The sequence below is a fragment of the Synechococcus elongatus PCC 6301 genome, from assembly GCF_000010065.1.
GTDB classification, from domain to species: domain Bacteria; phylum Cyanobacteriota; class Cyanobacteriia; order Synechococcales; family Synechococcaceae; genus Synechococcus; species Synechococcus elongatus.
Genome location: NC_006576.1, coordinates 329,038 through 346,519, shown reverse-complemented (window position 1 = coordinate 346,519; position 17,482 = coordinate 329,038). Strand labels below are relative to the sequence as shown.

At 57.3% G+C, this 17,482-nt stretch carries 15 protein-coding genes and 2 pseudogenes; 9 read left to right on the top strand and 8 right to left on the bottom strand.

Annotated elements, in window-relative coordinates:
* The first annotated feature begins 153 nt into the window (after positions 1-153).
* The gene (gene tsaD / locus SYC_RS01550) at positions 154-1,203 is read left to right on the top strand and encodes a tRNA (adenosine(37)-N6)-threonylcarbamoyltransferase complex transferase subunit TsaD (protein WP_011242613.1); all 1,050 of its coding nucleotides are present in this window, start codon (positions 154-156) and stop codon (positions 1,201-1,203) included.
* A 68-nt stretch (positions 1,204-1,271) separates the two neighbouring features.
* Complete coding sequence (locus tag SYC_RS01545) at positions 1,272-2,549, top strand: metallophosphoesterase family protein (RefSeq protein ID WP_011242612.1); 1,278 nt, start codon at positions 1,272-1,274, stop codon at positions 2,547-2,549.
* Positions 2,550-2,655: 106 nt separating this feature from the next.
* Here the strand turns inward: SYC_RS01545 and SYC_RS13480 are convergent, their stop codons facing one another.
* Entirely contained in the window at positions 2,656-2,937 is a 282-nt protein-coding gene (locus SYC_RS13480) for a hypothetical protein (RefSeq protein ID WP_011377937.1), read from the bottom strand.
* 244 nt (positions 2,938-3,181) lie between these two features.
* Here SYC_RS13480 and SYC_RS01535 point away from each other — a divergent pair, with 244 nt between their 5' ends.
* Positions 3,182-3,571: a cyclic nucleotide-binding domain-containing protein gene (locus SYC_RS01535; protein WP_039755728.1), complete on the top strand. Its 390-nt coding sequence runs from the start codon at positions 3,182-3,184 to the stop codon at positions 3,569-3,571.
* Here the strand turns inward: SYC_RS01535 and SYC_RS01530 are convergent.
* On the bottom strand, positions 3,568-4,731 hold the full coding sequence (locus tag SYC_RS01530; RefSeq protein ID WP_011242610.1) for an aminotransferase class V-fold PLP-dependent enzyme: 1,164 nt from the start codon (positions 4,729-4,731) through the stop codon (positions 3,568-3,570). The genes SYC_RS01535 and SYC_RS01530 overlap by 4 nt on opposite strands.
* Before the next feature lie 63 nt (positions 4,732-4,794).
* On the opposite strand from SYC_RS01530, the gene SYC_RS01525 reads away from it, so the two are divergent.
* From SYC_RS01525 to SYC_RS01505, 5 genes are all read left to right on the top strand, one after another.
* Entirely contained in the window at positions 4,795-5,349 is a 555-nt protein-coding gene (locus SYC_RS01525; protein WP_011242609.1) for a glutathione S-transferase family protein, read from the top strand.
* A 51-nt stretch (positions 5,350-5,400) separates the two neighbouring features.
* A complete protein-coding gene (locus tag SYC_RS01520; protein ID WP_011242608.1) occupies positions 5,401-7,248 on the top strand; it encodes a chloride channel protein in 1,848 nt (615 codons plus the stop codon).
* The gene (locus tag SYC_RS01515; RefSeq protein ID WP_011242607.1) at positions 7,248-7,661 is read left to right on the top strand and encodes a DUF2358 domain-containing protein; all 414 of its coding nucleotides are present in this window, start codon (positions 7,248-7,250) and stop codon (positions 7,659-7,661) included. The genes SYC_RS01520 and SYC_RS01515 overlap by 1 nt, the downstream gene beginning before the upstream one ends.
* Before the next feature lie 47 nt (positions 7,662-7,708).
* Positions 7,709-8,887, top strand: coding sequence for a TRC40/GET3/ArsA family transport-energizing ATPase (locus tag SYC_RS01510; protein ID WP_011242606.1), 1,179 nt, complete (start codon positions 7,709-7,711; stop codon positions 8,885-8,887).
* Between the two features lie 72 nt (positions 8,888-8,959).
* Positions 8,960-9,787 (top strand): M48 family metallopeptidase, encoded by an 828-nt coding sequence (locus tag SYC_RS01505; RefSeq protein ID WP_011242605.1) that lies wholly within the window; start codon positions 8,960-8,962, stop codon positions 9,785-9,787.
* A 151-nt stretch (positions 9,788-9,938) separates the two neighbouring features.
* Here the strand turns inward: SYC_RS01505 and tpiA are convergent, their stop codons facing one another.
* From tpiA to SYC_RS01490, 3 genes and pseudogenes are all read right to left on the bottom strand, one after another.
* Positions 9,939-10,667 (bottom strand): triose-phosphate isomerase, encoded by a 729-nt coding sequence (gene tpiA, locus SYC_RS01500; protein WP_071818116.1) that lies wholly within the window; start codon positions 10,665-10,667, stop codon positions 9,939-9,941.
* Between the two features lie 76 nt (positions 10,668-10,743).
* Complete coding sequence (locus tag SYC_RS01495) at positions 10,744-12,363, bottom strand: NAD(P)/FAD-dependent oxidoreductase (protein ID WP_011242603.1); 1,620 nt, start codon at positions 12,361-12,363, stop codon at positions 10,744-10,746.
* Positions 12,364-12,426: 63 nt separating this feature from the next.
* A pseudogene (locus SYC_RS01490) lies at positions 12,427-13,552 on the bottom strand (THUMP domain-containing class I SAM-dependent RNA methyltransferase).
* 103 nt (positions 13,553-13,655) lie between these two features.
* Here SYC_RS01490 and SYC_RS01485 point away from each other — a divergent pair.
* Positions 13,656-15,299: a cation:proton antiporter gene (locus SYC_RS01485; protein ID WP_198407991.1), complete on the top strand. Its 1,644-nt coding sequence runs from the start codon at positions 13,656-13,658 to the stop codon at positions 15,297-15,299.
* Here SYC_RS01485 and SYC_RS01480 read toward each other — a convergent pair.
* From SYC_RS01480 to SYC_RS01470, 3 genes and pseudogenes are all read right to left on the bottom strand, one after another.
* Positions 15,262-15,975, bottom strand: coding sequence for a potassium channel family protein (locus tag SYC_RS01480; protein WP_011242600.1), 714 nt, complete (start codon positions 15,973-15,975; stop codon positions 15,262-15,264). The genes SYC_RS01485 and SYC_RS01480 overlap by 38 nt on opposite strands.
* Positions 15,976-16,091: 116 nt before the next feature.
* Positions 16,092-16,669, bottom strand: a pseudogene (gene rdgB, locus SYC_RS01475) (RdgB/HAM1 family non-canonical purine NTP pyrophosphatase).
* Positions 16,666-17,445: an HpsJ family protein gene (locus SYC_RS01470; RefSeq protein WP_011242598.1), complete on the bottom strand. Its 780-nt coding sequence runs from the start codon at positions 17,443-17,445 to the stop codon at positions 16,666-16,668. Before SYC_RS01470 ends, rdgB begins: the two are co-directional and overlap by 4 nt.
* Positions 17,446-17,482: the final 37 nt, after the last annotated feature.

Genomic DNA, 17,482 nt, shown 5'->3' with positions numbered 1-17,482 from the left:
CGACAGAACAGTCGCATTGGGAGCCGCGATCGATAAGAGCGATCGAACTCCGACCAGCAGTACAAAAACTCGAAGACGAGCGCCAAGCACTCGTTTCCGAATAGAATCAATCCCGAAGCTTCGGGAAAGCTTTATCAGGAACCGTATCAGTTGATGACAACCGTTTTAGCAGTTGAAACAAGTTGTGATGAAACAGCGGTGGCGATCGTAAAGGATCGTCACATTCTCAGCAGCATTGTCAGTTCGCAGATTGATCTGCACCGTCGCTACGGCGGAGTTGTGCCGGAAATGGCGGCGCGGCAGCATCTAGAAACCGTCAATCCCGCGATCGCGCTCGCCCTCTCTGAGGCAGGCCTTGATTGGTCGGCGATCGATGGGATTGCAGCGACGGTTGCACCCGGTTTAGTCGGCGCTCTACTAGTTGGCACTATGGCTGCTAAGACACTGGCGCTGCTGCACAACAAACCGTTTTTGGGCGTTCATCACCTCGAAGGTCATATTTTCGCGGCCTATTTACAGGAGCCCTCCTTGGAGCCGCCGTTCCTGTCGCTGCTGGTTTCGGGCGGGCACACCAGCCTGATTCGAGTCGATGGCTGTGGCCAATACCGAACCCTTGGGCAAACCCGCGATGATGCGGCCGGTGAAGCCTTTGATAAAGTCGCCCGACTGATGGGCTTGGGCTATCCCGGTGGGCCCGTGATCGATCGCCTCGCAGCCAATGGCAATCCCAAAGCGTTTCCGCTGCCAGAAGGCCAAATTTCCCTGCCGGGTGGGGGGTATCACCCCTACGACTGCAGCTTTAGTGGTCTCAAAACAGCAATGTTGCGGCTTTGCGATCGCCTGCGGGCAGAATCTGAAGACCTTCCGATCGCGGATCTGGCAGCCAGCTTCCAAGCGACAGTGGCTCGCAGCCTGACCAAACGAGCGATCGCAGCAGCCTTGGATGAGGGGTTAACCACGATCGCCGTGGGGGGCGGGGTTGCAGCTAATCGCGGTCTGCGCGAACAACTGGGCAAAGCGGCAGCTGAGCATGGCATCACAACGCTCTTTCCGCCGCTTTCGCTCTGTACCGACAACGCTGCCATGATTGCCTGTGCGGCAGCGGCTCACCTCGCAGTGGGCGATCGCTCGGATCTAAGCCTGACCGTGCGATCGCGCTTGCCCCTAGAAGCTGTGGCTGAGCTCTATCAGCGGTCCGCCTAGGTGCCCTAGGCCCTCAGCAATGCAAGAGCGATCGCCGTTAAACTGCTGGCTGGAAGTCTGGCGATGATATGGCGCGTTTTCTGCATCTAGCGGATGTTCATTTAGGCTTCGATCGCTACAACAATCCCAAGCGCACCACCGACTTCTTTCACGCTCTCGAAGATGCGCTCGTTCGCTATGCGATTGACCCTAAGGTCGATTTTGTGGTGATTGCCGGCGATTTGTTCGAACACAAAGTGGTGCAGCCGGCCATTCTCAGTCAGGCGTTGCTGGTGCTAGACCTGCTGAAGAAAGCTGAGATCCCCGCGATCGCGATCGAGGGAAACCATGATCATCGGCCCTACGGTAGCCGTAGTAGTTGGCTCCGCTACCTCGCCGAATGGTATGGCCTGATTTTGCTGGAGCCAGAAGCGAGTGTTGCCGAAGGCGATAACCGCTATCAACCCTGGGATCCCGAAACCCACACTGGCAGCTACATCGACCTCGACTGCGGCGTGCGGATCCTGGGCTCCTGTTGGTATGGCTCCGCCGCTCCGCAGATGATTCGTCTTTTGGCTGCGGATATTCGCGCTTTACCGCCTGGCCCTGAACATACCGTGATGCTGTTTCATCACGGCGTGGAAGGCCAGATCGCCCGCTATAGCGGCGCCTTGCGCTACGAGGATTTGTTGCCCCTGCGTGAAGCGGGCGTGAACTACCTCGCGCTTGGCCATATTCATAAGTATTACGAGCTAGAAAACTGGGTCTTTAATCCCGGTTCGGTGGAAGCGAACAGTATTGCCGAAGGCCAGGATCAAGCGCCTCGGGGCGTGCTGTCGGTGGAATTGAAGTCAGGCCAGAAGCAACCGCAAGTCACTTTGCAACGGGACTATCTGCAGCGGCCTATAGTCCGTTTGCGTCTTGAAACGCGCGTAGATTGGTCACCCGCAGACTTGGAAGCCGCCGCGATCGCAACGGTTGAGCAGGCGATTGCCACCGGAACTACGCAAGAAGCAATCGTTGAGCTGCGAATCAGTGGCTCTGTGGCCTTCCCGCGCTCAGAGTTCGATACGCGATCGCTGCAAGCGCAGCTTCACCAACAAAGTCGGGCGCTGATTTTTAACCTGCGCTACGACGTCAGCGGTCGGGAATTTGCCTCACCCGTGCTGTTGAGTGAACAGGTCACCCCTGAGGCAATCGAGGCTAGCGTCTTTGCCGATCAATTGGCGGAGCATCAGGCCTACCGCGATCGCTGCGACCAGCTCACGCCTGTCCTGCAAGACCTCAAAGACCGCTCGCTCCGAGGCGAAGAAGCCGCAGACCTCTACCGATTCTTGGAAACCGCGATTGCCGCCAGCTTGACTTGAGATCTCTGGTGGCAGTAGCGATCGCAGCAAGTCTGACTAGCCGACGTTGATCGCTGCCCAGAAATATCCTGATCAATCTGAGATCACACCCGCAGAATCAGTCGAGTCAGTCGTCGGCTTGCAGATCAGCCAGCGGCTGCACATTACGCAACTGCTGCTGAACGTCATCGATCGCATCGCTGAGCTGAGCAATCTTGTCCTCGAGGCCGCGCCGAGTGCTATCGATTGGACCTTCTGGATCACGATCGTCGTCACCGTCCCGTTCTGCACCCGCATTCAGCGCTGCAGCGGAGCGTTGGCTGAGGGCTACTCCCAAGACGCCGCCGAGAATGCCGCCAAAGACAGCACCCAAAAGGAAGCCGCCTGCGAAACGATTGGGTTGGCTCATGGTGGGTTGCGGGTGAGGGACAGTTCACTGTTCATTCTGAAGGGCAGTTGCCGGCGCCTGCAAGAACGCTGATCACATCGCGATCGCTTGGCAAACGGTGTCGTTGATCACAGCGACTTGGAATGCGTTAGGTTAACCCTTAGGTTAAGAACCGTTTAAGAGCTTTTCTGCGAACACCATTTTTGGCGATGCTGATAAGTCTCTCTAGCTCTTTCCACTGCTAACCCGGGGAGGGGGAATGCCCATGTTTGCACCTGCATCGACCGTCAAAGCACTCCAACGTGACGCGGAAGATCTTTTGATTCCAGCAGGGAGTGTCATCTTTTCGGAGGGAGAGGCTGCCGCAGAAATGTATGGCATTCTTGCCGGTGAGGTAGAGCTCAAGGTGGGCGATCGCACCGTTGAAGTCCTGCAAGCAGGTGATGTTTTTGGGGAAGGTGCTCTCGTCCAAGCCCAGAAGTTTCGCGCCACCACTGCGATCGCGCGTCAAGACTGCCGACTGGCTCGTCTCGACCGCCGGCGCTTCCTGTTTGCCATCCAAGAAACACCGACCTTTGCGCTGGATGTGATCCGGAGCTTCTCGCGGCGGCTGCGGGCGCTGAAGAATGCAAAGCTAACTACAGCGAGTCACTAGATCTGGGCGATCGCGGCAACTAGCGACTCCAACTCAGTTTCCAAAGTCAGGTAGTGACAGCAGGCCCGGAGACAATCTGGGCCGACCAAACTGCGAATTTGCAGTCCTTGGCCTTCCAGGTGGCTAACGATTTTGAACGGGGACTGAGAGCTATCGATTTGAAACGAAATCAGCCCAGCTTGTGGCAGTGTGGTTGCGAGGCAGCGCACCTTTGGTAATGCCTGTAACGACTGCCAGAGCCACTGGGCCAGTTGGCGGCTGCGATTGTAGCGATCCTCAATCGTCCCGTAATCAGCTTGTTGGGCGATCGCAGCACTCAGACCCGCATAGAGCGGATAAGCCGAGGTCGCAATTTCGTAGCGACGACCATCACTTTTAGAGCGAATCGGTCGGCCCTGGGTATTCTTTTCGACCCCTCGCCAGCCCAACCAAGTCGGCAGAGAAGTGGCGCGGGACTCCGGTCGACTGTAGAGACCACCCACTCCTTCGGGGCCACAGAGCCACTTATGGCCGGTGAAGGCGTAGAAATCGACTCCAGTAGCGGGCAGATCTAGCGGCAACAGCCCTACCGATTGCGCTCCGTCGACCAAAAGCAGGCAGTCCTGACGGTGCGCTTGTTCGGCGATCGCGGCGAGGGGCAGAACTGTGCCGTAATTCCAGAGGACGTGACTGATCGCAGCGAGTCGCGTTCGGGAGTTGAGTTGCGCTGCAAACGCTTCAGTTAAATCCTGACCGGCGACAACAGCAGCCTGCAACGGCCAAATATCCAGCTCTACGCCAAAGCGTTGGGCGATCGCCTGTGCGGTAGCGATGACGCTGGGATGCTCGCAGTCGGTGATCAAAAGGCGATCGCCGGCCTGCCAATCCACCCCCCAGAGCGCAATGTTGCAGCCGACCGAGACATTTTCAGTCAGGGTGATGTTCTCGGACTGGGTCTGAAGCAGCGCTGCCAGATCCGTTCGCAGGCGATCGCTAATCTGCTCGACTCGCTGACCAGTTGCCAGGGAAAAAGGTCCAAGCTGCTGACTATCGGCGAAAGCAGTTTGAATCGCTGTCAACGCTGCCGTTGAGAGCGGCCCCTGTCCGCCGTAGTTGAAATAGGCCTTGTTTTGGAGCGCTGGGAATTGCTGGCGGTGGGTGAGTAAGCGATCGCGGGTCATCAGTTAGCAGGATGCAGGTTTCTTCACCGTAGAGTGGAAACGACCCTCTCGTGAACGCGACCCATGCTGAAGCTGTACGGCAGCGCTCGCACCCGCGCTTCTCTTGTTGCCTGGTACCTCGAAGAACTCGGTCAGCCCTACGAATCTGTTGCCGTCGATATGGCAGCAGGTGAGCATCGGCAACCGACCTTTTTGTCACTCAATCCCTTTGGCAAAGTGCCAGCTCTGGTCGACGACGCATTCACCCTTTGGGAATCTGGTGCGATTTTGCTCTACCTCGCTGAAAAATTTGGCGAGCTGCAGACCCCGCAAGACCGCGCGATCGCAGCGCAGTGGGTGTTGTTTGCCAATGCGACGCTGGGCCCTGGCCTGTTTGTAGAAGCCAACCGCGCCAAAGAAGCGCCGCGGTTGCTGGGGAGCCTCAATACCCTGCTCAGTCAGCGTGAGTATCTGGTGAGCGATCGCCTCAGTGTTTCAGATGTCGCCGTGGGTTCCTATCTGGCCTACGTGCCGATGTTCTTCCCGGACTTCGACCTCAGTCCCTACCCCGCTGTGCAGGACTACATTCGCCGTCTGACGCAGCGGCCGGCCTACCAACAGTCGATTGGTCGGCGCTAGGAACAGCTCCCATTGCGCTAGACCCGAAGAAGATCCCGGATTGGCTAGGCCATGACGACCCCTCCTCCTGTTGCTGAGATTCCCAATCCGCCTGTCGGGCTGCACTGGAGCAATCCTCTGGTGCGGCTGTTTAGCCCTGAGTCCTACCTACTGCTGCTCGCGGCTGGCGTTGGGCTGAGCACAGGTGCTGCGATCGTAGGCTTCCACTTGCTCTACGAGTCCTTGCATCAAGGGGTGTTTAGCTGGCTCACCAGTACGCTCTCAGCTTGGGGTGGCCATCAAACCCTGGCGCTCATTCCCCTACTGGGCGGTCTGGTGATGGGCGGTCTGATCCTGATTTGGCCGCGTTTTGGGCCAAGTATGACGGGGTTGATTGGCCTAGCGCGTGGGACTGGTGGTGATGAACCGCTGCGGACACCGCAGAAACTTTTTGCCGCATCACTCTCGCTGGCCAGTGGCGCTTCTCTGGGGCCGGAAGGACCGAGTGTGGAGAGTGGCGGCAACTTAGGGCTGGCGATCGCCCGTTGGGCCAAAATGTCGCGCGAGCGGCAGCTGTTGCTGATTGGCGCTGGGGCTGCGGCTGGGATTGCAGCTGGTTTTAATGCCCCGATCGCAGGGGTTTTCTTTGCCTTCGAAGTCGTGCTGGGCACCAGTTTTGCTGGGGCAGCCGTCAGTGCCGTCTTGATTGCGGCCGTCCTGTCGGCGCTGGTTGCGCAAGTGGGGCTAGGAGCACAACCGGCTTTTTCCCTGCCAGACTACGTCGTGCGATCGCCCTTAGAACTGCCGCTCTATCTGGGGCTGGGCGTGCTCGCTAGCTTGGTATCCAGTAGCTACATGGCACTGGTGCAGGTGCTGCAGCAAGCCTTTCGCGGCGAAACCGCGATCGGTGCAGTCTTGGGACGAATTCCGCGATCGCTGCGGCCTGCGTTGGCTGGCTTGATTGTCGGGCTCGTTGCGCTCCAGTTCCCTCAAGTACTGGGCGTCGGCTACGAAACAATTGAGGGGCTACTCAGTGGCATGAGCCTGACGCCCCTAACGTTGGTGCTCTTGCTGATCGGTAAGCTCGGCCTCACGGCGCTCTGTCTAGCCAGTGGCTTTGTGGGCGGGGGCTTTGCTCCCGCGATGTTCCTCGGTGCCGTTTTGGGTAGCTTCTACGGCTGGGTGTTAACGGCTTTTTTCCCAACCTCCTGGATTCCGATCGCGACGCCACCGGCCTACGCCATGGTCGGCATGGCTGCTGTACTGGCGGGAAGTGTCCGTGCTCCATTGACGGCGATTTTGCTGCTGTTTGAATTGACACGGGACTATCGGATTGTGCTGCCACTGATGGCGGCGGCAGGCCTGAGTGCTTGGCTGGCCGATCGCCTGCGACCCAAAGCGACCCATTCTGATCTGCCCGGGTTACCCCAAAAGCGAGAGCCAGATTTACCGCTTCGGTTGCCTGTGGAAGTGGCGCTGCGTCCGGTGGATTGCTGGCTCCCCAGTGACTTAACGGCTGATCAAGCCCTAGCCCAGCTGATCGAGGCTGCCAGTTATCACGCCCTCGTGCACGATCGCCACGATCGCGTCTTAGGTTTAGTGACGTTACCCGACCTACAACGCAGCCTCTCAGCAACTCCGACAGAACCACTCCTAGCGATCGCCAGCCGAGAGTTGATTTGGGTGCATTGCGGCGAAAGTCTCGCGGAGGCGATCGCGCGGATGGATGTGCGCGGCCTGCAGCAATTACCGGTGCTTGCGGGGGGAACGGATGAGTCAGCTGTGGCCATGACTGCGGTTCAAGGCTGGGTCGATCGCGACAGCATTCAGCAAGCCCTCAATCTGGCGGAAGCGCAGGATCAACTCCTGGCCCATCAAGCCCGTCAACTGACTGCCCCTGTCTTCACGGAGAAAGCCTGATGGCGATCGCGCTGGATGACCTACTGGAAACGCTGCGGCAAGACTATGCCCGCTTTCCCAAGGATCAAAGCTTCGAGGTTTACGACCCCGACGCGTTTTTTCAAGATCCCCTGACGCGCTTTCAGGGTCGCGATCGCTACCAGAAAATGATTGCCTTCATCGATCGCTGGTTTCTGGATCCTGAGCTGACCCTGCATGACATCCATGCGACTGAGACGGGCATCGAAAGCCGCTGGACGCTGACTTGGACCAGTCCTTGGCCTTGGCGACCGCGATCGCAGATCAGTGGCCGCACCCTGTTTGAACTCACGGCAGAGGGCACCATTAGCAGCCACCGCGATTACTGGGATTGCTCGCCCTGGGCGGTTTTACGCCAACAGATACCGCGACGGCGCACTAAAAATCACCGATAGAATAAGTTGACGAATCTTTAAGCGATTCTCATCAGGGCAAGGACTCCATGCGTGTAATTTTGATGACCGGTAAGGGCGGCGTCGGCAAGACCTCTGTGGCCGCTGCCACCGGCTTGCGCTGTGCGGAACTCGGCTATAAGACCTTAGTTCTGAGTACGGATCCGGCCCACTCTCTCGCCGATAGTTTCGATATGGAACTCGGCCATGAACCCCGTGAGGTCAAACCCAACCTGTGGGGTGCGGAATTGGATGCTCTGATGGAGCTTGAGGGCAACTGGGGCGCGGTCAAACGCTACATCACGGATGTGCTGCAAGCCCGGGGTCTAGAAGGAATCGAGGCAGAAGAGCTGGCGATTTTGCCCGGCATGGATGAAATCTTTAGCCTCGTGCGGATGAAGCGCCACTACGACGAAGGCGAGTATGAGGTCCTGATCATCGACTCGGCTCCAACCGGCACTGCGCTGCGGCTACTTAGTCTGCCGGAAGTTGCGGGCTGGTACATGCGCAAGCTTTACAAGCCCTTCCAAGCGGTTTCGGAAGTGTTGCGGCCGCTGGTTCAGCCGCTGTTTCGCCCGGTAGCCGGCTTCAACCTGCCGACCAAAGAGGTGATGGATGCGCCTTATGAGTTCTACGAACAGCTGGTCGAGCTTGAGAAAGTCCTGACGGATCCGGGGACTACCTCGGTGCGTTTGGTCACCAACCCCGAAAAGATGGTGATCAAAGAATCATTGCGGGCCCACGCTTATCTCAGCCTCTACAACGTCGGTACTGATTTGGTGATTGCCAATCGGATCATTCCTGACAGCGTTACGGATCCCTTCTTCCAGCGCTGGAAAGATAACCAAAAGCAATATCGCGACGAAATTCACGCTGATTTTCACCCTCTGCCAATCAAGGAAGTGCCGCTCTACTCGGAAGAGATGTGTGGACTGGAAGCCCTAGAACGGCTGAAGGAGACCCTTTACGCCAACGAAGATCCAACGCAGGTTTACTACAAAGAAACTACTCTCCGAGTTGTCCAAAATGGCAGCGATTACAACCTCGAGGTCTATTTGCCGGGGATTCCCAAGAGCCAGATTGACCCTAGTAAAAACGGTGATGAGCTGAACATTCGCATCGGCAACCATCGCCGCAATCTTGTTTTGCCCCAGGCTTTGGCTGCACTCAGCCCCATGGGTGCCAGCATGGAGGATGATTACCTCAAGATTCGCTTTGCAGCCAGTTAAGAAAGCGGCTTGCGATGGAACGACGGTTATCGAGAGAGCGTCTCTAGTGTTCTGAGGGGCTCTAGGAAATCTATGTCTTTGCGTCGTCCGATAATTGCTGCGATCGCGGCCTTAGCTTTAACAGCAGGGCCTGCTCAGGCTCAATTTGACCCGCGTCTGCTCAACCTGCTGCGCGGCGGAATCCAGCTGTTTCAGGGCCTGAACTTTAGCAACCTCAACCCCAATCAAGAGGTGCAGCTGGGGCGGCAAATGAACCAGCAGATGCTGAGCCAACGCTTTCGACCTAATCGCGATCGCATTTTGGCGGCCTACGTCAACGATGTAGGTCAACGACTTGCCGCCGAAAGCGATCGCCCTGATCTGCCTTGGCAATTCCAGGTGGTGGATAGCCGCGAAATCAATGCCTTTGCAACGATGGGTGGCTACGTCTACATCACCACGGGGATGCTCGGTTTCCTCAGCAATGAAGCGGAATTGGCCGGCGTTCTCGCCCATGAAATCGGCCATATTGAAGGGCGGCACTTGCCCCAGCGCTTGGGCCAGAGTTACTTACAGCAAGCTGGATTGTCTGCTCTGGGTGTCGATAGCGATCGCTTCACTCAAGTTGCCGTTGACTTAGCCCTAAACCGCCCGAACAGTCGCAGCGCTGAGTTTGACGCGGATGCTCGAGGGCTGCGAATTATGGAGCGGGCTGGCTATGCTCCTGCAGGCTTGATTTCAGTGATGCACAAGCTGGCCGGCCTTGGCAATAACGGCATAACCTTCCTCAGCACCCACCCCGATTCTCGGGAGCGGGCGCGTGCCTTGACTGCGCAACTGAATGGCGATCGCAACCGCATGAATCAAGGTTTTGGCTTGGATGATTGGACCTATCGCCAGCAGGTGCTTGCTCGTCTTTAGTTGTCAGGGTCCTTGATTGGCACTGACTGTCAGAAGTTCAGCTGATGAAGCTGCGATCGCTTCCTCCAATGAGTGTGGGCTGTGATCTGAGATCAAAGCCTGATTACACCCAGCAGCAACATCCTTATGAATCTGCTGGGTGCAAGAGCTGTTAGCTCTGGTAATTGACGATGCGGGCGAAACTCTCAGCTTCGAGGCTAGCACCGCCGACCAAGGCTCCATCAATTTCTGGCTGCGCCATGATCTCGTCGATGTTCTCAGGTTTGACCGAACCACCGTACTGGATCGGCACATCAGTATCCTTGAGCTGACTGCGAATCAGGCCAATGACGCGATTAGCTTCCTCGGCTGCACAGGTATCACCAGTCCCGATCGCCCAGATCGGTTCGTAGGCAATCACCAAGTTGGTTTGATCGGCACCGACCAACCCACGCTCCAACTGACGACTGATCACGGCTTCAGTCTCACCAGCATCGCGCTGTTGCTTCGACTCACCCACGCAGAGAATCGGTAACAGACCGAAGGATTGGGCTGCCAGCAAGCGCTGGTTGACGGTTTCATCTGTTTCCCCGAAGTACTGACGGCGCTCACTGTGACCAACCACTACATAGCGAACGCCAATCTCCGTCAGCATTGCTCCCGAGATTTCGCCAGTGAAAGCCCCTTCCTTGGCCCAGTGAATGTTTTGAGCACCCACGCGCACCCGGCTGCCGTGGAGGGTTTTGCTCAGGCTAGACAGGGTCGTGAAGGGTGCACAGAGCACAACTTTGCGCGATTCTGGCGTTTCGCTGAGCTGTGGCAAAAAGGCTTGCAAGAACTCCAGGGCTTCGGCCTGGGTTTTGTACATTTTCCAGTTCCCGGCAATGATGATCCGACGCACGGCTGACTGTTCGCTCCTTGCAAGACCGTTCACCAGTTTAAGATGTCGCCGGACTTCTCCCAACTTGCTCCCAGCGTTAGACCGTTTGAGGTTGCGATCGCAGCATGGCGAGGGCAACGGCTTCGGCTACTTTGATGCCGTCAATACCGGCAGACAGAATGCCACCGGCATAGCCGGCTCCTTCGCCAGCCGGGAACAGCCCCGTTGTGTTGAGGCTCTGAAAATCTTCGCCACGTTTAATCCGAACCGGCGAGGAGGTGCGTGTTTCCACACCTGTCAGCATGGCGTCGGGTAGAGCGAAGCCTTGAATCTGGCGATTGAAAGCGGGCAGGGCTTCACGAATCGCCGCGATCGCATAATCGGGCAAACTCTCACTCAGATCAGTGAGATGCACGCCAGGGGCGTAGGAGGGACGAACAGTCCCCAGGTGTTGCGAGGGGCGACCGGCGAGGAAGTCCCCCACCAGCTGGCCTGGCGCTTCGTAGGTACCACCACCCAACTCAAAGGCTTTGGCTTCGAGGCGACGCTGCAGATCAATACCCGCCAAGGGATGCCCAGGGTAGTCCTCTGGCGTGATGCCGACCACAATGCCGCTATTCGCATTGCGCTCGTTGCGGGAGTACTGACTCATACCATTGGTCACGACTCGTCCCGGCTCGGAGGTCGCCGCAACAACCAAGCCACCCGGACACATGCAGAAGCTGTAAACGGTGCGCCCATTCTGACAGTGGTGAACCAATTTATAGTCAGCGGCACCCAGGGATTTATGGCCGGCAAAGGGACCAAAACGAGCGCGATCGATCAGGGGTTGGGGATGCTCGATGCGGAAGCCAATCGAAAAGGGCTTGGCCTCAATGTAAACGCCCTGATCAAAGAGCATTTGAAAGGTGTCACGGGCACTATGGCCGATCGCAAGAACCACATGGCGAGCGGGGATATAGTCCCCATTAGTCAACCGCAATCCTCGCACTTGTCGGTCTTCAATATGCAGCGACTCTACCCGACTTTGAAAGTGAATTTCACCACCTAGGGCTTCAATACGAGCCCGCATTTGCTGAACAACACCCACGAGTTTAAAAGTGCCAATATGGGGCTTATTGACATAAAGAATTTCGGGATTAGCTCCGGAATTGACAAGCTCAGTCAATACCTTGCGGCCGTAGTATTGCGGGTCCCGAACTTGGCTGTAAAGCTTGCCATCGGAGAAAGTACCCGCACCGCCTTCACCAAATTGGGCATTAGATTCCGGGTTGAACTCGCCCCGTTTTTTCCAAAAGGCAAAGGTGTCTGCCGTGCGATCGCGGACGGTTTTACCGCGTTCAAACAGAATCGGCCGAAAGCCCATCTGCGCGAGGGTTAAAGCCGCAAACATCCCGCAGGGACCGGCACCAATCACCACGGGGCGCTCCGTCAATCCTTCCGGTGCTTGGGCAACCACCCGATAGGACATATCAGGGGTTGGGTTGACGTGGGGATCTTTCTGGAAGCGCTTGAGTAGTTGCGCCTCATTCTTGACTTTAAGATCGAGGATATAAACCCAAACGATCGCGTCTTTTTTGCGGGCGTCGTAGCTACGCTTAAAAATTTCGTAGCCAAGCAGCTCATCCGCCTGAATTTTTAGTTTCTGTAAAATCGCAGTGGTGATCGCCTCAGGGGGATGATCCAGTGGCAATTTGATTTCGGAGAGGCGCAGCATACGACGGTTCAGCCAACAGAAATAAAAGCGCGATCGCTCACCACGAATCCAAAAGCTGAGCTATTAGTAGAGCTCGTACTTCATTAACTGGCAGAGCAATCCCCCATTATAAACAGGCGTCCGCTGCGCAGATTTCAGCCCGATCGCCCGCGCTAGCTCCTTGTTGCCACTGAGAACAAAAGCCGTCCAGCCCTTGAATTGTTGCTTGAGCACATCGCCCAATTGCTTGTAGAACGCCCCTAAATCGCTATCACTGCCGAGCCGTTCACCGTAGGGCGGGTTGCAAATCAAGACACCGCTATCAGCAGGAGCGACCACGTCTGATAAATCTAATTGCGAGAAATAGACACGCTCTGCCAAACCAGAGTTTTCAGCATTGGCGATCGCCTGATCGACGACTGCTGCCTCGCGATCGCTACCCCAAATCGGTGCGGGCAGTACCTCCAGACGACGGGCTTGGGCTTGCTGGCAGAGAGTCTCGAATAACTGCGCATCAAAGTCGCACCAGCTCTCAAAACCAAAGCGATCGCGGAATAGACCCGGCGCAATCTGCAGGGCCATCAGTCCTGCTTCGAGCGGCAGGGTGCCAGAACCGCAGAGCGGATCGTAGAGCATCTGCGATGACTCCCAGCCCGAGAGTTGGATCAATGCCGCTGCGAGGGATTCTTTGAGTGGCGCCAGGCCAACCGCTGGACGGTAGCCACGTCGGTGCAAGCTACTGCCAGAGCTATCCAGACTGAGGCTGCAGCGCTCTTGAGCCAGGTGAACCCGCACTAGCAGATCTGGTCGTTCGGTATCGATCGGCGATCGCTCGCCGAATTGCTCCCACTGTTGGTCGACGATCGCGTTTTTGACCTGGAGGGCGGTGAAGTGACTGTGATTGAGGCGATCGGTTTTGCCCGTGGCGCTGACTGCAAAACTGCGATCGGGCGTCAAGAAATAGGTCCAGTCGATATCGCGGATGCCCTCGTAGAGATCCGTGGCATCCCAGCAGGGAAACTGATCAATCTCCCAGAGAATCCGAAAGGGAATGCGTGCCCAGAGGTTGACCTTGATAGAGCAACTCGCGATCGCCTTGAAACGCGACGCCACAAAACTGGGGTTCCACCGCTTGGGCCCCAAGCTGCTCCAGCTCTTGTGCTGCGATTGCTTCGAGGCCCCGGCCAACGGTGGCAAAGTACTGATTCATGACGGGAGGAAAACCATGGGTGGACTGCTGCCCTGAACCGCCACGAAAGAGGACAGTCCTTGATCCTAACAAGGGGGGTTAACGACCGCTGCAGTCTGAGGTTTTGTCGCACACTAGAGGGCGATCGCTACCCCTCCTGCCCGTGCTGCCTTTTCTGCTCGCTGATCTCTCTCTGGCTGCGGTCACTGCCAAGCCAGAACCCAGCGCCGACCTGGCCACCACCCTGACGATTTGTCTGCTGGGGGCCACGCTTGTGGCCTTGATTTCGCGGCGCTTTCGCATTCCCTACGTCACCGGTCTGGTGTTGGCGGGATTGACGATTACCAACCTCTTGCCGCGTCGCCTAGGGATTGATTCAGGCTTAATTCTCAATCTGTTTCTGCCCATTTTGGTCTTCCAAGCCGCCATCAACACCGACATCAGTCGGCTGCGCAGCTCATTTGCTCCGATCAGTGTCTTGGCGGGGCCGGGCATTCTGCTAGCCACGGGGGTCACGGCCAGTGTGCTGAAATTTGGCCTGAATCTTGACTGGATACCAGCGCTCTTAGTGGGCAGCATTCTGGCGATTACCGACACGGTTTCGGTGATTGCCGTCTTCCGGGAGATTGCCGTGCCCTCACGCCTGACCACGATTGTGGAAGGGGAAAGTCTGTTCAACGATGGGGTAGCCCTCGTGATTTTTGGCCTGATCGTCGAACTGCAGGCCGGTGAGCAGGTGACAGCAATCAGTGCAGTGCAGTCCTTTTTTCTGGTGGTTTTGGGGGGAGGACTGCTGGGACTGGCGACGGGCTACTTGGCCTCGGGCTTGTTTCGCACCCTTGCCGATGACTCCCTCAGTGGCATTCTGCTGACTGTCGCCGTGGCCTTGGGCACCTTTCAGCTAGGGGAAGCGCTGAATGTCTCCGGCGTTGTTGCGGTGGTGGTGGCAGGATTGACGGTGGGGAATCTCGCCCTTGATCGCGCCCAATCCCCCTCAAGTCGGCTGACGCTGATCAACTTTTGGGAGTACGCAGCCTTCTGCGTCAACACTTTCATCTTTCTGTTCATCGGTGTAGAAGTCGATCCGCGATCGCTGCTGCAAACGCTGCCGGCTGTCCTGCTGGCGATCGTGGCCTACCAGCTTGCTCGCCTCGTCACGGTCTATCCCCTGATGGCGCTGGTCAACCGTTTCGATCGCCCCATCCCCTTCCGCTGGCAGCATGTGTTGTTTTTGGGCAATATCAAGGGTTCGCTCTCGATGGTTCTGGCGCTGAGTTTGCCCGCTACCCTCGGGAACCGCAGTGAACTAGTCAACCTCGTATTTGGGGTGGTGTTGCTGTCTCTGGTGGTGCAGGGGTTGAGCTTGCCCTGGTTTGTCAAACGCTTGAAGGTGGCGACCCGCTCGACGCGATCGCAGGAAGCAGAACAACTGCAAGCGCAGCTGATTGCCGGTAAAGCGGTGCAATCGGAATTGCTGAACCTCTACGATGCAGGGGTCTTGCCCAAGGCAGTCCATGAAGAACTACGGGCGCGCTACCAACTGGCGATCGCAGGAGCAGAGCAATCGCTGCGCGGCCTCTACAACCGGCGATCGACCAATCTCCGCAACAGCGCAGCTCCCGCTTTTTCGAGCCTGCAGCGTCGCTTACTGCTGGTGGAAAAAAATGCCCTACTCGATTCGGCGCGCAAAGGCATTCTGACCGAGGAAGCGATCGCCGATCGCCTGCAGGTTATTGATGCAGAACTCCTGCGGGCTGAAGCGGACTAAAGAGACTGGGCATCAGAAAGTTGACCAAGGATTGCACCAGTCCGGGTTTGGTTGCCAGCAGAACCGTCGCATTGGCCTCTAGCACCGTGTTACCACTGGGAATCACTAGATCTGCCTGGGGATGGGACTGGTAGCCAATGATCAGCGACGAACTGGGGAAGTTCCGATCCTGCGCGATCGCTGCGACACTGCGGCCAATCACCGGTGACTGACTGTCGAGGGTCAACTTGAAGACCTCGATCTGCCCCTGTTCGAAGTGGAGCATCGATTCCACCTGCGGGCATTCGATCGCGTTGACCATCGTCGAGACGACCAGATCGACCGTGCTGATGATGTGATGAGCTCCTGCCAACCGCATCGGCTCAATGAAGTCTTGCTGGCTGATGCGGCTGATAATCCGCGAGACGCCGTAGTGACACGCCAGAGTCACCAATGCCAGATTGAGTGCGTCTTGGCGCAGGACTGCTGCCACGGCATCGGCGCGACAGATCCCAGCTTCGAGCAAAATATCCGTGTTGACGGCGCTGCCCTCAAAGGCCATAGCACCAAGGCGATCGCGCACCATCTTGCAGACTTGGGGATCCTGATCGATCACGGCGACCGTGTGCCCCTGATCCAGCACTTGTCGAGCTAGCTGTTGTCCAATTAAGCCGGCGCCGCCAATCAGTACATACATTCAGTGCCCTCGCCCTGCCGCCTGAATTTTAACAATCGCCGACTGGCCTTCTCGTTCAAGTTCTCTCCGTTGCTTCGCTCTTGGCCCAGCGAGCATAGAGACTAGGGCTGCGCCGTCTACTGGGTCGCCACCGATCGCAGTTGGGGCAAAAGCTGAGCAAGGGCTCGCCCGCGATGACTGACCTGGCGTTTTTGCTCAGGCGCTAACTCAGCAAAGCTGAGCACAGCTCGGGCACCCAGAAGATAGGGTCGTATCCAAAGCCACCCGCCCCCTGCGGGGCTGTCAGGATTTCGCCGGGACAATGGCCCTCGACCGCCAGAACAATGTTGCCTTGGGGTGAGGCAACAGCGATCGCACAGATGAACGCTGCGGTTCGCTGCTCATGTCCTGTAAGTTCGCGCAGCAAGCGATCGATGCGATCGCGATCGCTATGGCCCCAGCGAGCGGAAAACAGTCCGGGGGCACCGTTTAACGCATCGACACTCAGTCCCGAGTCATCAGCGATCGCCCATTCTCCCGTCGCGATCGCGGTTTGTTGCGCTTTCAGGGCGGCATTCTCCGCGAAGGTCTGGCCAGTTTCCTCAATTTCTAAATCGGCTGGCTTCAGCTGCAAGGTCCAGCCACTCTCAGCCAAGTAAGCTTGCAGCTCCTGCAGTTTGCCCGGATTCCCTGTTGCGACGACTAATGGCTTCATGCGTCTGCTTCCGGTTGCGCCGTGGAGCGTTGGGGCAAGCGTAGGCCCGCATTGCCCAGCCAGAGGTAGGCGATCGCCAACAGCAGGGCGTTCAAGGCAATACGCACTTGGCTACGGGTCAATTCACTACTGAGCTGACGCTCTTGGCGTTGCTGCTCAGCTTGGACGCGATCGAGCTCTTGTTTTTGCTCATTGCGCAGGGCCTGCCGCACTTTCTCGGGGTTGTTGCGCAAATCAGCGGCATTCTTCTTCAGAAAGTCGGGAATCGTTGCATTGGGGTTGGCCGCGATCGCCCGTTCTAATTCCGCGATCTGGTCAGGACTGGCCAACAGCTGCGCAAGAACAGACTCTTGGGTTTGATAGCGGTTATTGATTTCTGCTTCGGTTTGAGCGACTTGATTATTGAGGTTCTGCCGTGCCTCACGACCTGCCGCACTGCTGTCGTTCCAATAGAGCGGAACGACCGCCAAATAGAGCGCTCCCAGTAAGGCGATCACTGCAAACAGCGGCAAGCGAACCTGTTGCCAGCGCCCCCCACTGCGGCCCGACAAACCATCGAGGCCCCAGCCGAAAATAAACGGGGCTAAACCAATCAGCGGAATAACCCCGCGATCGGCAAATTCCGCCAGAAAACTGGCTCGCCAGGTCAGCTCACTCCAGGAAGCGGCCAGAAGGCGGAGCAGCAGTCCGAGGATGCCTGCCACCACAATCAATAGCCCGCTCAGACGCAGACAAAAGGCAACAAAGGTGGGAGGGGTGCGCAAACCGTCAGTCATGGTGCCAGAGGTCGACTGCCGTTAGCGTACTGCCAAA